Below are 12,289 nucleotides of genomic sequence, written 5' to 3' on the forward strand. Positions count from 1 at the left end.
GATGAAACGTCTCTGTGTCTTCTGCGGATCGAGCCCCGGGGCCAACGGCGCCTACCGGGAGGCGGCGGAGGGGCTCGGCCGGCTCCTGGCCCGGGAGGGGATCGGCCTCGTCTACGGCGGGGCGAGCGTCGGGCTCATGGGTGCCGTGGCCGACGCGGCCCTGGCGGCCGGCGGCGAGGTGACCGGCATCATCCCCCGGGCTCTGGAAGAGAAGGAGATCGCCCACCCGGGGCTCACGGCGCTCCACGTGGTCGACTCCATGCACGAGCGCAAGGCCCTCATGGTCGAGCTCGCCGACGGCTTCATCGCCCTCCCCGGCGGCATGGGGACCTTCGACGAATTCTTCGAGGTGGTCACCTGGGCCCAGCTCGGGATGCACCACAAGCCGTGCGGCCTCCTCAACGCCGCCGGTTACTACGACCGGCTGGCCGCCTTCCTCGACCATACCGTGGCCGAGCGGTTCGTGAAACGGGAGCACCGGGAGATGATCATCATCGAAACGGACCCGGCGCGGCTCCTGGAGCGGTTCCGCACCTACCGGTCGCCCGCGGCGAAGAAGTGGCTCGACCGGGAGAGCGTTTGAGGGGAGAAGTGGAGAAATTGAGCGCCGCCCTGCCGTTTGTTGAGAAAATTATAATTTACAGTCTCTTTCGTCCAAACGATTTGACAGGATAATCGGGGAGTTGGTCGATTTACTAACAAGGCATTAGATCACGCCGGCTCTTCCGTTCAAGCCGACCAACGGAAGCAGTGCTCTTCACCGCAATCCCATAGCAGACCAAAAACACAAGAATCCATCAGGAGTGCCTATGTCGAAGAGAATGAAGATCTGCATCAACACCGGCGGCGGCGATGCGCCGGGCCTGAACGCGGTTATCGAGGCGGTCACCATGGCGGCCCACAACCGGCAATGGGAGGTGTACGGCATCAAGTGCGGCTATGCCGGCCTCCTGAACACCGACGAGATCATCCCCCTGACCCCGGAGAAGGTTGACGGCATCGCCAGCCTGGGGGGAACCATCCTGGGGACCACCAACAAGGGGAACCCCTTCATGATGCCGGTTGCTAACGCTGCCGGCGAAACTGAACCGCGCGATCTGTCGGACCGGGTCATGGAAAACTTCCGCCGCCTCCGCTTTGATGCCCTTGTTGCCGTGGGGGGTGACGGAAGCCTCGAGATTGCCCACCGTTTCGCCGAAAAGGGGATGCCGGTGGTCGGCGTTCCCAAGACCATCGACAACGACATGGGGGGGACGGTCATTACCTTCGGTTTCGATACGGCGGTCAGCGTCGCCACCGAGGCCATCGACCGCCTCCACTCGACGGCCAAGTCTCACGACCGGGTCATGGTGGTTGAGGTCATGGGGCGCAATGCCGGCTTCATCGCCCTGAACAGCGGCATCTCCGGCAACGCGGACGTGATCCTGATTCCGGAGATACCGTTCGACATCGACAAGGTCTGCGACAAGCTGATGGAGAACGAGCTCCACGGCCACCGGTATGCCATCGTGGTCGTGGCCGAAGGTGCGCTTCCCAAGGGGGGTGACGTGATCGCCAAGGGCTCCGGCGAGGCCGGCCGCCAGCACGTGGTCCTGGGGGGGATCGCCGAGTACGTGGCCAGGGAGATCACCCAGCGCACCGGCAAGGATTCCCGCTCCATGGTCCTGGGCCATCTCCAGCGGGGGGGATCCCCTTCCACCTTCGACCGCCTCCTATCCCTGCGGTTCGGCGCGGCCGCGGTGCGGGCCATCGAGAATGGGCAATTCAACCACATGGTGGCGCTCCGGTCGCCGGACATCGTCATGGTCCCCCTCGGAGAGGCCCTGGGGATGCAGAAGCGTGTTCTCATCGACGGCGATACGGTGCTGACGGCCCGTGATCTCGGGATCTGCTTCGGGGACTGAAAGTGCGGCGGGCATGCTGAGCATGTTCATGCTGATTGTTATCAGGATAGATGGAATGGCACAGTATACCGTGCCATAGTGCACCAAATGGAACAGTATAGTTGTCGTGCATTGCGGGGAACCGACCGAATCCATTACAGAGAACCGGAGGGGAAAGACCATGGCGGATAAGAAAACGGGGGCACGGAAGATTTCCACAACCAGCACCAAGCAGGAGATGCTGGACGCGACATCCAGAACAAGCGGGAACAGACCGAGAAGGAGTTCGCCGAGCGGGAGCAGGCCATCGCCAGGAGCGAAGCCGAGCTGAACGACCTCCGCCAGCGGGCCGCCTCATTCCCGCAGGAACTGGAGGCCACGGTTACCCGCGAGGTTACGGCTGCTGTGGAGAAGGTCCGCCTTGAGTCCGACACCCGCCTGGAACTCCTCAAGAAGGAGTACGAAGGGGAGAGGAACGTCTTCCTCGCCCGGATCGCCGCCCTGGAGGGGAAGGTCAAGGAGCAGGCCGAGCAGGTGACGAAGATGAACGCCCAGTTGGAAAAGGCCTACGGCCAGGTCCAGCAGATCGCGGTGAAGGCGGTGGAGGGATCCTCGGCCGTGAAGTCCCTCGGCGGGGGGCAGCAGTTCGGCGGCGATGCCGGGCGGGGACAGGGGTAGGATCGAGGGACATGACATGAAGAGGCGGAGGAGGAAAACGTGGGACGAGGAGCTCCTTTGCCTCCCCGACAGTGACGAACAGTTCGCGTACATCGCGGGATATACCGAGGGCGGTTTCCCCTACGGGATTACCTGGGAGGAGCACTGGGCCTCCCAGGTGAGGCACGATGATGAACCTGACGATCTGGGAAATATCTTTTCTGACAACTTGATGGAATAAGGGGGCTGTTCCGCAGAGCCGGCACTCTGTTCAATCTGGCCTTAGTGAATGATCCCTCTTGGGTCATCCTGGTTAAGGTTGGCAGTTGGAAGGATAAATGTTTCAGGCGAAGCACGCCCCCTGTGCCTATTACATCCGCCGCTTTGCCAGCACGGTCAAAGCACGCCCCGATGACGAGCGGGAGCTGATGGAGCTGGCGGCGAACGTTCCCTTTGACGACCGGATCAATCACCGGGCCGAGCTGAACGATCTGAATCTCGGCCTTATCCGTTCGTTTCTTCAGGAGATCGGCAGCGACCTGTTCGAACAATCCACGCAACTCCCCTTCGAGCAGTTGTGCGAACAGATGAAGATTGTCGACGGGCCGCCGGAGTACCTGAAGCCGCGCAATGCGGGGCTTCTCTTCTTTAACGACAGGCCGGACCAGTTCTTCCCCTATGCCCGGATCGAGCTCGTGCATTTCAGGACCTCGCCCGCCGACGACATTCTGACGGAAAAATACTTCGAGGGGCCGCTCCATCAGCAACTCCGCAATGCCCTGAGCTTCATCAAGAACACTTTCATTGTCGAGCGGGTCCGCAAGGTGCCGGGGCAGGCCGAGGCACAGCGGTTTTTCAATTATCCCTACGAAGCGCTCGAAGAGGTCCTGGTGAATGCCGTTTACCACCGTAGTTACGAGCTGCGGGAACCGGTGGAGGTGCGGATTCATCCGGAGCGGATCGAAATCCTCAGCTTTCCGGGGCCGGACCGGTCGGTGCGCAAAGAGGATATCGAGAAGGGGAACATCGTATCCCGGCGCTACCGTAATCGGCGAATCGGTGAGTTTCTCAAGGAGCTGGACCTGACGGAGGGGAAAGCAACCGGTATTCCGAAGATCAAGAAGGTGATGCAGATGAATGGTTCTCCCGAGCCGATCTTTGAGACGGATGACGACCGGACGTTTTTCCTGGCCATTCTGCCGGTACATCGAGAGTTTCACGGAGTGGGAATTGAAGAGTCACGAGATGTCCCTGTAAATGTCCCTGTAAATGTCCCTGTAAATGAAAGGCAGCAGTGGTTCCTTGACGAGCTCGCCGCCGGCAGGCATGTCAAGGCCGTTGATTTGTGCGAACACTGGAAGGTAGTGGAAAAAACCGCCAAGCGCGACATCAGCGAACTCAAGAAGCAAGGCATGATCGAATTCGTCGGGGCACCGAAAAAAGGGTTTTATCGGCTCGTGTGATGCCTACCAACTACCCGAGCAGAAAAAAGTGCAGCCTATAAATGAAAACGATAGATGAGGAGTTTCAATGAAACCATCCCCAAAACGAAAGCCGGAAACACGGAAAATGACCGCCAAGGTTGTCAAACCCGCTTCGGAGCAACCGGCCGCGGCTAAGGTTTCCCGCCTCCACAAACCCGATGACATGCCCCTTGAGGAGTGGCAGCTGCTGCTGCGCAGGCAGTTCGGGGAGAAGCAGGATTTCCGCCTGGAGAACGTGGGGGACGATCCGCTCTTTTCCGATTACCAACTCACCAATCCCGCCTCCGGCAGGACTTACCGGCTGGTTGTCCGGGGAGCGGGGCCGGGGGATAAGCCACGACGATTTTCTCAAGCTGCACCAAAGCAACGTCGGCACCCTTCCGGCATCAGATGTTAGTCGGCTTTATTACGCCATCAGGGAAGGATACAACAGGTCAGAGTCATATGCGCTATGCTCGGCCATTGTGGAGCAAAGTTTCCGCCAGAAAATGACAGCCTTAACGGTATAAACACGGAGAGAACATGGAAGAAGAACTGGATCAAGAAATCTGTAAGAGCTGCGGGACCAGGCTTGAATTCGATCCGAACTATGACGCACTTTTCTGCCCGATGTGTAACGAGTGGCGCGACGAACTATGTGGCAAGAAAAGCTGTGAGTTCTGCGGCAAGCGTCCAGAAAAACCGGTCTCTGAGTAAATCTTATATTGCTATCGCATGGAGGTGTTAAGTGGTACCTGAAACTGCAGAAGGGTTCAATCTCGATGCATGGGCGCAAAGGTGGGACAAAGAGATTGAACAGTGGTTCAAAGATCCCAACGCGTTCTGGAAGGATCACCCATTGTTCTCCTGTTATAACGGCAGTGGCAAGTGCGAGATCAAAGCTGATTATCTGCCGGAACCTTATTTGGGAGATCCCTGCCCGTCCAAAGGACGACACAGCGCAGTCTTTCTGAATCTGAATCCTGGCCCGCCTGACGATTTATTTCAGGCTTATCCTTGCGGGAAGTACACGGCCAGGGTGGGAAAAGTTGGATACAGGAAGTGGGCAAAAAACAACCCTTACAATCCGCTTACCAACAAAGACGAAATAGAGACTATTTATGAGCAAGTCCACGTAGGCGGAGAAAATTTCTGGGGAAACCGTAACCGCTGGCTAAGCGATGTAACTGGGGAAAATCAGCCTCAGCCGCCGTTTTGCCTGGAGATATTTCCGTTTCATTCAGATCGATGGGGATACTACAACGAAGAGAAGGCGAGGGAGTGGATTACGGAGTGGGTACTCAATAGGGGAGCTTTTCGGGATAAGTGACGCGGCGGTGTCCCAGGCAAGCCGGAGGTTAGTGTTAAAAGCCGAGAAAGATCAGCGGCTAAAGAAAATATTGGGAAGAGCAGAGACACACTTTGGTTGTGTCAGAAGTTGAGACCTGACCCCTTAGAGCGGAGCGTTTGACCCCTTAGAGCGAAATGTAACGGATAAACCACTCCTTCGCCAGGGTCGCCGCCTGTTCCAGGGTGCCGGGTTCCTCGAAGAGGTGCGTGGCACCGGGGACCACGGCCAATTCCTTCTCTCCGGCAAGATGGGCGAACGCCTGCCGGTTCAGTTGCAGAACCTGCGTGTCGAGCTCCCCGACAATGAGCAGGGTCGGCGCGAGCACCTTCTCCAGGTACGGCATCGCCAGGTCGGGCCGCCCCCCGCGGGAGACTACCGCCCTGATGGCCGTTCCCGTCAGAGCAGCTCCCTGGAGGGCTGCCGCCGCCCCGGTGCTGGCGCCGAAATAACAAATCGCCATTCCCTTCATTTCCGGCCTTGCCGCAAGCCAGCGCGTGGCCCCCACCAGCCGCCGGGCCAGCAGGTCGATGTCGAAGCGCTGCTCGTAGATGCGGTCCTCTTCGCTGGTGAGAAGGTCGAAGAGGAGGGTGCCGATCCCCGCCTGCTGCAGGACCCCGGCAACGCGGGTGTTTCTGGGGCTGAAGCGGCTTGAGCCGCTCCCGTGGGCAAAGATGACAACCCCCTTTGCCTGCTCCGGCAAACCCAGGGTCCCTTCAAGGGCAACCTTGTCGATCTCTATCCTAACCTGTTGTTCCATGACGCCACCTTCCCCTCCCGGCAGGAGTCAGGCAGACCCTGCCGGCCCCCGTCTGCCGTTCACCCCAGCATTGCCACCACGTCGTCGTCCTCCACCTGGGTAAAGTCGTAGTAATAGTTGCCGACCGCCATGAAACCGGCCGGGGTCTGGAGACAGACCCACTCATCCACCATTGCCGATATTTCCCGTTCCGCCTCCCTGGAGGCGACGGGAAGCGCAAGCACGAGCCTCGCGATTTCCTCCCGGTTCAAGGTTGTGACGGCTGCCTTGGCGGTGGCGCCGGTGGCTACCCCGTCGTCCACCAGGATAACGGTCTTTCCGGCCAGGGGAGGGATGCCCTTCCCCTTCCGGTACAGGTCGATCCGCCGGGCAATCTCCTCCTTCTGCCTGGCGGTTTCCTGCTGTAGATAGGTCTTGCTCACGCCGCAGGCGGAGACGACGTCCTCGTTGAGCACCACGGTGCCGGTCTCGGAAACCGCGCCGGCAGCCAGCTCCGGATTGCCGGGAACGCCGATTTTCCTCACGATGAGGATGTCGAGGGGGCAATGGAGCGCCCGGGCAATTTCCCAGGCGACCGTCACCCCGCCCCGCGGCAACCCGAGCACGATCACGTCCTTTTTGTCGCGGTAGTGCGTCAGCCTCTCTGCCAGGCGCTTCCCGGCGTCCTTTCTGTCCTTGTAGACCATGAGCCTTTCCTCCCACCAATCCCTTGAAACGACATCAGGTCCCGAAAAATCAGAAACCGACTTTCCAGGACCTGACCCGCATGACTTCATTACTTCCCATCTCATGTTGTTTGCCAGTCTTCTCCTTCGTCACCGGCCATTTCGTCTACGTGGGTACGGGTCATATGTTCAACGCCATGTGACCGGAACCAGGTGTAGGCGAACAGGATGATCGAAACCGTTGTGACGAGAAGCAGGCTGACGGCGGTACCGAACATTTGCCAGCCGATCCCTGTCATGGTAACAACCTCCTTTCTTTCCGACTCCGCTCGCGCCGCTTCAGCGTCGGAGCATTTTGCCTGATTCAATTATAGCGCATTTGGGGAGATGAGCGACCTCGGAATTCATCTCCCGGGAGCGAGCCGGAAAGGCGGGGGCAGCCGTGGAGATGCGAAAAATCTTTGGAATCTGCCGGGGGTGTGGTACACGGGGACGTGAAGGGAGTCCCGGAATGGGAGATACGCGTCAGATGGAACCGATCTACGAAAAGAGCTTTCAGATCCGCTCGTACGAAGTGGACATGGCGGGGCGGGTGCGACCGACGGCACTCCTCAACTACCTCCAGGAGGCTGCTGGAGACCACGCCCGGCTCCTCGGGGTGGCGGTGCGGGACCTGATCCCCCGGGGGTTCACCTGGGTCCTCTCCCGGATGCACCTGAGGCTCCTCGGCACCGCTTCCTCCCGCGAGGAGCTGCGGGTGCGGACCTGGCCATCGAGCCGCGAGGGGCGCTTCTCGTGCCGGGAGTTCGAGGTGACGGCCGCGGACGGCCGCCCCATGGCATTGGCCAGCGCCTCGTTCGCGGTGCTCGACCTCGCCACCCGCCGGCCGGTGGTGATCGGCGAGCGCCTCCCCTCCTATCCGCTCCTGCCGCGCCGGGCGGTGGAGGACGATTTCGCCACGCTGCCGCGCCTGGCCGAGGCGGAGACGGAGCTCTCCTTCCGGGTGGGGTGGGGGGAGCTGGACATCAACCGCCACGTGAACAACGTGGTCTACGCCGCCTGGGCGCTGGAGACGGTTCCGGCCGCCGTGGCGCAGAAGTGCCTCCTGGCCGACCTGGAGATCGGCTACCGGGCCGAGGCGCTCTATGGCGAGACGGTGGTTGCCCGCTGCCGGCAGGAGAGCGGCGGGGAAAGCCCGGTGTTCATCCACCAGATCGTGCGGGCCGGCGACGGGGTCGAGCTCACCCGGCTGGTGAGCCGCTGGAGGCGTGCCGGGTAGGAGTCCGGTGTCCGGGGTGTCTGGAGGAGTGGGGAAGGGGAGAGCTGGTGACGGCTTTCCCCTTTTCGTTTGCGGGAGGTTGTAAACCGATGGCTTGGTGACGCGTTAGAAGGTGAGGCGCGGCCGGCCGGGTTTTCTTGACCGCAATCTGGGGTACACTGTAACTGTCAGGCAAGAAGCCGCGTCCATTCATTCAAGGAGGATGACCATGAAAAAGATCACCATCACCATTGCAGCCATCGCCCTCTGCGCCATTCCCGCCGTCTCCGGGGCGACCCCTCCCCATCCCGGGGCCTACGTCTCCGGCTTCCTCGGGGTCAGTGCCCCCCTGGACACCGACGTGACGGGTTTTGCCGGGGGGCCGATCAACGACCGGGTGGAGTTCGACCCGAGCATCAACGTGGGGGGGACCGGGGGGTACGACTTCGGCCTCATCCGTCTGGAGGGGGAGATCTCCTACAAGCACGGGGAGATCAAGTCGGTGACCGACGACACCGGCTTTCGCTTCGGGGGGGTGGACGGCAACATCGGGGCGCTGGCGGTGATGGCCAACGCCTTCTTCGATCTCCACAACGCCACCCCGATCACCCCGTACTGGGGAGGGGGGATAGGGTTTGCCGTGCTGAAGATAAGCGATACCTTCGGCAACGATGCGACGGGCCGGCTCCTCCTTTACCCCGAGGATGACGACACGGTCTTCGCCTACCAGGCGGGCGGAGGGGTGGAGATCGCCATCAACCGGCAGTTTTCGCTGGATCTCGGGTATCGCTACTTCGGGACGAGCAAGGCGACCTTCGACTCCAACTGGCCGACGACGACCAGTCTGAAGTATGAGAGCCACAACGGGATGGTGGGGTTCCGGGTGAAGTTCTAACAGTTACCGCTTCCCAGGCAGATGGAGAGCCCCGCTGTCGGATTCCGGCAACGGGGTTTTTTGACGGTGCAAAGTCGTTACCCTTGCCGCGACGGGGGGAAGAGGAGCTTTGCCGCGTCGATGGTGTAGAGGACGAGGCCGGCCCAGATGCAGGCGAAGCTCATCAGGTGGGCACGGGTGAACGGCTCGCCGTAGGCGAAGACCGCCAGCAGGAAGTGGAGCGTCGGCACGATGTACTGCATCAGCCCCACGGTGGCGAGGCGCAGGCGCTTGGTGGCCGCGGCGAACCAAATGAGGGGGGTGGAGGTGAGGACCCCGGCGCAGGCGAGAAGCAGCGTGAGGTGCGGCGGGCCGGCGACGAAGGCGCTCCTGCCGCCGGCGGCAAGCCACCCCAGGTAGCCGAGGGCCGGGAGGAAGAGGAGGATGGTCTCCACCGTGAGGCCGGAGAGGGAGTCCACCGGGGCCTGCTTGCGCAGCAGGCCGTAGAGGCCGAAGGAGAAGGCGAGGACGAGGGAGATCCAGGGGAGCTCCCCGTGGTGGATGGTGAGGAAGAGAACGCCGGTGGCGGCGAGGAGAAAGCTCGCCTTCTGCTTCGCCCCGAGCCGCTCCCGCAGGAAGAGCACCCCGAGAAGCGCCGAAACGAGCGGGTTGATGAAGTAGCCGAGGCTCGACTGCAGGACCTTGCCGGCCCCGACGGCGTAGATGAAGACAAGCCAGTTGACGGCGATGAGGAGCGAGGTGGCGCAGAGGGTGAGCAGGGTCCGGGGCCGGGCGAAGACCGCCCGCACCCCTTCCCAGCGGCGGGCGACGGTCAGCATCAGGGCGAGGGTCACCACCGACCAGACGATCCGGTGGGAGAGCACCTCCAAAGGCGCCACCCCCGCCAGTGCCTTGAAGTAGATCGGGAAGAATCCCCACACCAGGTAGGCGGCAAGGGCGTAGGTTACCCCGAGGCGGGCCTCGCGATGGGCAGCGTCTGCGGTATGGGGCATGGTTTCCTCCTTTCTCTCTCTCCCTCGCCGGCCCGCTCCATGATACACGAGCCGCATGGCGGCTTCAATTATCCCTTGACTTTCTAGACGACCGGTCTAATAATTCCTTCCATGGACAGGAACGAAACACGCGCCACCATCATCCGCATCGGCACCGATCTCATCTCCCGCCAGGGGTTCAACGCCACCGGCATCGACGCGGTGCTGAAGGAGGCGGGGGTCCCGAAGGGCTCCTTCTACTACTACTTCCGGAGCAAGGAGGAGTTCGGCCTGGCGGTGATCGACCACTTCGCCGAGCGCTACGACCAGCGGCTCGACACCTTCCTGAACGACGAGGAGGTGACGCCGCTGAACCGCATCCGCAACTACCTGGAGAGCGGCCTGGCCCGGCTGGAGCAGAACCAGTGCAGCAAGGGGTGCCTCATCGGCAACCTGGGACAGGAGCTGGCAGACCAGAACGAACGCTTCCGCGTCCGGCTGGACGAGATCTTCCGCTCGTGGAAGGAGCGCTTCGCCGCCTGTCTGGGGGAGGCCCAGCGGGGAGGGGGGCTGGCGCCGGAACTCGATTCCAATGTGGTAGCCGGTTTCATCCTCTCGGGGCTGGAGGGGGCGATCCTGCGGGCCAAGGTGATGAAGTCGCCCCAGCCGCTGCGGGATTTCATTGAAACGCTTTTTGCGACGGTGCTCCGGAGACGGTAAAAAATTTTGACCGGCAACTAGACGACCGGTCTAATTCTAGTGCAAGGAGGGGAGTATGGCAACGACGTCGACATTCAAGGCGCTGGTGGTGGAGAAGACCCCTGAAAAGCAGTTCGTGCGGGAGATTCGGGAGCGGAGCAGCGACGACCTTCCCGCCGGCGATCTGGTGGTGCGGGTCCACTATTCTTCCCTCAACTACAAGGACGCCCTTTCCGCCACGGGGCACCCCGGGGTGACCCGGCAGTTCCCCCACACCCCGGGCATCGACGCGGCGGGGGAGGTGGTGTCGTGCGAGGGGGGCGCCTTCGCCCCCGGCGACAGGGTCATTGTCACCGGCTACGACCTGGGGATGGAGACCGACGGCGGCTGGGGGCAGTACATCCGCATCCCGTCGGAGTGGGCGGTGCGACTCCCGGAGGGGCTCTCCCTACGGGAGGCGATGGCGCTGGGCACCGCCGGCTTCACGGCCGCCCTGTCGGTGCTGAAGCTGGAGCGGGCGGGGGTGAAGCCCGATGCCGGCGAGATCCTCGTTACCGGCGCCACCGGTGGGGTGGGGAGCATTGCCGTCGCCATTCTCGCCGTCGCGGGCTACCGGGTGGTGGCCTCCACCGGCAAGGAGGCCGACGAGGAGTACCTCCGGGACCTCGGCGCCTCCAAGGTCGTCAGCCGCGACGAGGTGACTGCCGGGGCGGAGAAGGCGCTCCTCGCCGAACGGTGGGCCGGCGCGGTGGATGTGGTCGGCGGCCAGACCCTGGCGGCGGTCCTGAAAAGCACGAAGTACGGCGGCACGGTCACCTGCTGCGGACTGGTGGGCTCGCCGGAGCTGCCGGTGAACGTCTACCCGTTCATCCTGCGGGGGGTGAGCCTGCTGGGGATCGACTCGGTCCAGTGCCCCCGTCATACCCGCGAAGAGGTCTGGCAGCGGCTGGCAGCGGCCTGGAAGCCGGCCCGCCTCGATGAGATGGTGACCGAGTGTACCCTGCCGGGGCTCGAAGTCATGATCCAGACCATCCTCCACGGGGGGATCACGGGACGGGTCGTGGTCAACATGCGCGAGAGCTGATGCCTGTACTACCAAGATACCGAAGGAGGAAAATGATGAAGATTGTCACCTTGCTGGGAAGTCCGCGCCTGAAGAAGAACAGCGCCACTATAGCGAACCGTTTCACCGAGACCGCCGCAGCGCTCGGCGCCGAAACCCGTACCTTCGAGCTGAACCGGCTCGTCTACCGCGGCTGCCAGGGGTGCTATGCCTGCAAGAAAGGGGACGAGCACTGTGTGCTGACGGACGATCTGACCGAGGTGCTGGCGGCGGTGCGGGAGGCGGACGTGGTGGTGCTTGCCTCGCCGGTCTACTACGGCGACGTCACCGCCCAGCTCAAGGGATTTATCGACCGCTGCTACTCGTACCTCACCCCCGATTACCTCACCAACCCGCTGCCGAGCCGGCTCGGCCCCAAGAAGCTCGTCATGGTCCTTGTCCAGGGGCATCCGGACGAGTCGCTCTTTGCCGACATCTTCCCCCGCTACGACGGCTTCCTGAAATGGATGGGATTCACCGAAACCCGCCTGATCCGCGCCTGCGGCATCGGACCGGCAAGCGTCGACGCGGTCCCCGATGCGCTCTTGCAACAGGCCGAGGAAGCGGCCCGGGCGCTTACGGCATAAT

General features: G+C 62.1%; 17 protein-coding genes. 13 read left to right on the forward strand and 4 right to left on the reverse strand.

The genetic code is table 11. The features are described 5' to 3' along the window. Nucleotide 1 precedes the first annotated feature (1 nt). From M6689_RS15770 to M6689_RS15805, 8 genes are all read left to right on the forward strand, one after another. Nucleotides 2-583 carry a TIGR00730 family Rossman fold protein gene (locus M6689_RS15770; protein ID WP_298273482.1) on the forward strand — a complete coding sequence of 194 codons (582 nt, stop codon included), beginning with the start codon at nucleotides 2-4 and terminating at the stop codon, nucleotides 581-583. A gap of 226 nt (nucleotides 584-809) precedes the next feature. After that, nucleotides 810-1,904 carry a 6-phosphofructokinase gene (locus M6689_RS15775; protein WP_298273483.1) on the forward strand — a complete coding sequence of 365 codons (1,095 nt, stop codon included), beginning with the start codon at nucleotides 810-812 and terminating at the stop codon, nucleotides 1,902-1,904. A 384-nt stretch (nucleotides 1,905-2,288) separates the two neighbouring features. Continuing rightward, on the forward strand, nucleotides 2,289-2,561 hold the full coding sequence (locus M6689_RS15780) for a hypothetical protein (protein WP_298273484.1): 273 nt from the start codon (nucleotides 2,289-2,291) through the stop codon (nucleotides 2,559-2,561). A 16-nt stretch (nucleotides 2,562-2,577) separates the two neighbouring features. After that, a complete protein-coding gene (locus tag M6689_RS15785) occupies nucleotides 2,578-2,781 on the forward strand; it encodes a hypothetical protein (RefSeq protein WP_298273485.1) in 204 nt (67 codons plus the stop codon). A 97-nt stretch (nucleotides 2,782-2,878) separates the two neighbouring features. Continuing rightward, on the forward strand, nucleotides 2,879-4,003 hold the full coding sequence (locus M6689_RS15790) for an ATP-binding protein (RefSeq protein WP_298273486.1): 1,125 nt from the start codon (nucleotides 2,879-2,881) through the stop codon (nucleotides 4,001-4,003). 106 nt (nucleotides 4,004-4,109) lie between these two features. Beyond that, nucleotides 4,110-4,421, forward strand: a complete 312-nt coding sequence (locus M6689_RS15795) for a hypothetical protein (RefSeq protein WP_298273487.1) — start codon at nucleotides 4,110-4,112, stop codon at nucleotides 4,419-4,421. A 125-nt stretch (nucleotides 4,422-4,546) separates the two neighbouring features. Continuing rightward, the gene (locus M6689_RS15800) at nucleotides 4,547-4,720 is read left to right on the forward strand and encodes a hypothetical protein (protein WP_298273489.1); all 174 of its coding nucleotides are present in this window, start codon (nucleotides 4,547-4,549) and stop codon (nucleotides 4,718-4,720) included. A gap of 31 nt (nucleotides 4,721-4,751) precedes the next feature. Continuing rightward, nucleotides 4,752-5,333 (forward strand): hypothetical protein, encoded by a 582-nt coding sequence (locus M6689_RS15805; RefSeq protein ID WP_298273490.1) that lies wholly within the window; start codon nucleotides 4,752-4,754, stop codon nucleotides 5,331-5,333. Between the two features lie 145 nt (nucleotides 5,334-5,478). Here M6689_RS15805 and M6689_RS15810 read toward each other — a convergent pair whose 3' ends face one another. The 3 genes from M6689_RS15810 to M6689_RS15820 all read right to left on the reverse strand — a co-directional run bounded on the left by M6689_RS15810 (nucleotide 5,479) and on the right by M6689_RS15820 (nucleotide 7,075). Beyond that, entirely contained in the window at nucleotides 5,479-6,111 is a 633-nt protein-coding gene (locus M6689_RS15810) for an alpha/beta hydrolase (protein ID WP_298273491.1), read from the reverse strand. A 59-nt stretch (nucleotides 6,112-6,170) separates the two neighbouring features. Next, nucleotides 6,171-6,797: a phosphoribosyltransferase gene (locus M6689_RS15815; RefSeq protein WP_298273492.1), complete on the reverse strand. Its 627-nt coding sequence runs from the start codon at nucleotides 6,795-6,797 to the stop codon at nucleotides 6,171-6,173. A 101-nt stretch (nucleotides 6,798-6,898) separates the two neighbouring features. Further along, nucleotides 6,899-7,075: a hypothetical protein gene (locus M6689_RS15820; protein WP_298273494.1), complete on the reverse strand. Its 177-nt coding sequence runs from the start codon at nucleotides 7,073-7,075 to the stop codon at nucleotides 6,899-6,901. Between the two features lie 212 nt (nucleotides 7,076-7,287). On the opposite strand from M6689_RS15820, the gene M6689_RS15825 reads away from it, so the two are divergent. Continuing rightward, nucleotides 7,288-8,055 (forward strand): acyl-ACP thioesterase domain-containing protein, encoded by a 768-nt coding sequence (locus M6689_RS15825; RefSeq protein ID WP_298273496.1) that lies wholly within the window; start codon nucleotides 7,288-7,290, stop codon nucleotides 8,053-8,055. A 208-nt stretch (nucleotides 8,056-8,263) separates the two neighbouring features. Further along, nucleotides 8,264-8,929 (forward strand): outer membrane beta-barrel protein, encoded by a 666-nt coding sequence (locus M6689_RS15830; RefSeq protein WP_298273497.1) that lies wholly within the window; start codon nucleotides 8,264-8,266, stop codon nucleotides 8,927-8,929. 77 nt (nucleotides 8,930-9,006) lie between these two features. Here M6689_RS15830 and rarD read toward each other — a convergent pair whose 3' ends face one another. Beyond that, nucleotides 9,007-9,921, reverse strand: coding sequence for an EamA family transporter RarD (rarD, locus tag M6689_RS15835; protein WP_298273498.1), 915 nt, complete (start codon nucleotides 9,919-9,921; stop codon nucleotides 9,007-9,009). Between the two features lie 111 nt (nucleotides 9,922-10,032). Between rarD and M6689_RS15840 the strand changes: the two genes are divergently transcribed. Genes M6689_RS15840 through M6689_RS15850 form a run of 3 tightly spaced genes read left to right on the forward strand, consistent with a single transcriptional unit; the run spans nucleotide 10,033 to nucleotide 12,288 of the window. After that, complete coding sequence (locus M6689_RS15840; protein WP_298273499.1) at nucleotides 10,033-10,620, forward strand: TetR/AcrR family transcriptional regulator; 588 nt, start codon at nucleotides 10,033-10,035, stop codon at nucleotides 10,618-10,620. 55 nt (nucleotides 10,621-10,675) lie between these two features. Beyond that, the gene (locus M6689_RS15845; RefSeq protein ID WP_298273500.1) at nucleotides 10,676-11,683 is read left to right on the forward strand and encodes a YhdH/YhfP family quinone oxidoreductase; all 1,008 of its coding nucleotides are present in this window, start codon (nucleotides 10,676-10,678) and stop codon (nucleotides 11,681-11,683) included. A gap of 35 nt (nucleotides 11,684-11,718) precedes the next feature. Continuing rightward, nucleotides 11,719-12,288, forward strand: a complete 570-nt coding sequence (locus tag M6689_RS15850) for an NAD(P)H-dependent oxidoreductase (RefSeq protein ID WP_298273501.1) — start codon at nucleotides 11,719-11,721, stop codon at nucleotides 12,286-12,288. Nucleotide 12,289 lies beyond the last annotated feature (1 nt).

The organism is Geobacter sp. (genome assembly GCF_027327745.1).
Taxonomy (GTDB): domain Bacteria; phylum Desulfobacterota; class Desulfuromonadia; order Geobacterales; family Geobacteraceae; genus Geobacter.

Coding starts and splice junctions, on each gene's coding strand:
- M6689_RS15820 (WP_298273494.1), bottom strand. CDS start 7,075: ATGACAGGGATCGGCTGGCAAATGTTCGGTACCGCCGTCAGCCTGCTT.
- M6689_RS15770 (WP_298273482.1), top strand. CDS start 2: ATGAAACGTCTCTGTGTCTTCTGCGGATCGAGCCCCGGGGCCAACGGC.
- M6689_RS15775 (WP_298273483.1), top strand. CDS start 810: ATGTCGAAGAGAATGAAGATCTGCATCAACACCGGCGGCGGCGATGCG.
- M6689_RS15810 (WP_298273491.1), bottom strand. CDS start 6,111: ATGGAACAACAGGTTAGGATAGAGATCGACAAGGTTGCCCTTGAAGGG.
- rarD (WP_298273498.1), bottom strand. CDS start 9,921: ATGCCCCATACCGCAGACGCTGCCCATCGCGAGGCCCGCCTCGGGGTA.
- M6689_RS15825 (WP_298273496.1), top strand. CDS start 7,288: ATGGGAGATACGCGTCAGATGGAACCGATCTACGAAAAGAGCTTTCAG.
- M6689_RS15830 (WP_298273497.1), top strand. CDS start 8,264: ATGAAAAAGATCACCATCACCATTGCAGCCATCGCCCTCTGCGCCATT.
- M6689_RS15845 (WP_298273500.1), top strand. CDS start 10,676: ATGGCAACGACGTCGACATTCAAGGCGCTGGTGGTGGAGAAGACCCCT.
- M6689_RS15795 (WP_298273487.1), top strand. CDS start 4,110: ATGACCGCCAAGGTTGTCAAACCCGCTTCGGAGCAACCGGCCGCGGCT.
- M6689_RS15790 (WP_298273486.1), top strand. CDS start 2,879: ATGTTTCAGGCGAAGCACGCCCCCTGTGCCTATTACATCCGCCGCTTT.
- M6689_RS15800 (WP_298273489.1), top strand. CDS start 4,547: ATGGAAGAAGAACTGGATCAAGAAATCTGTAAGAGCTGCGGGACCAGG.
- M6689_RS15840 (WP_298273499.1), top strand. CDS start 10,033: ATGGACAGGAACGAAACACGCGCCACCATCATCCGCATCGGCACCGAT.
- M6689_RS15785 (WP_298273485.1), top strand. CDS start 2,578: ATGAAGAGGCGGAGGAGGAAAACGTGGGACGAGGAGCTCCTTTGCCTC.
- M6689_RS15850 (WP_298273501.1), top strand. CDS start 11,719: ATGAAGATTGTCACCTTGCTGGGAAGTCCGCGCCTGAAGAAGAACAGC.
- M6689_RS15815 (WP_298273492.1), bottom strand. CDS start 6,797: ATGGTCTACAAGGACAGAAAGGACGCCGGGAAGCGCCTGGCAGAGAGG.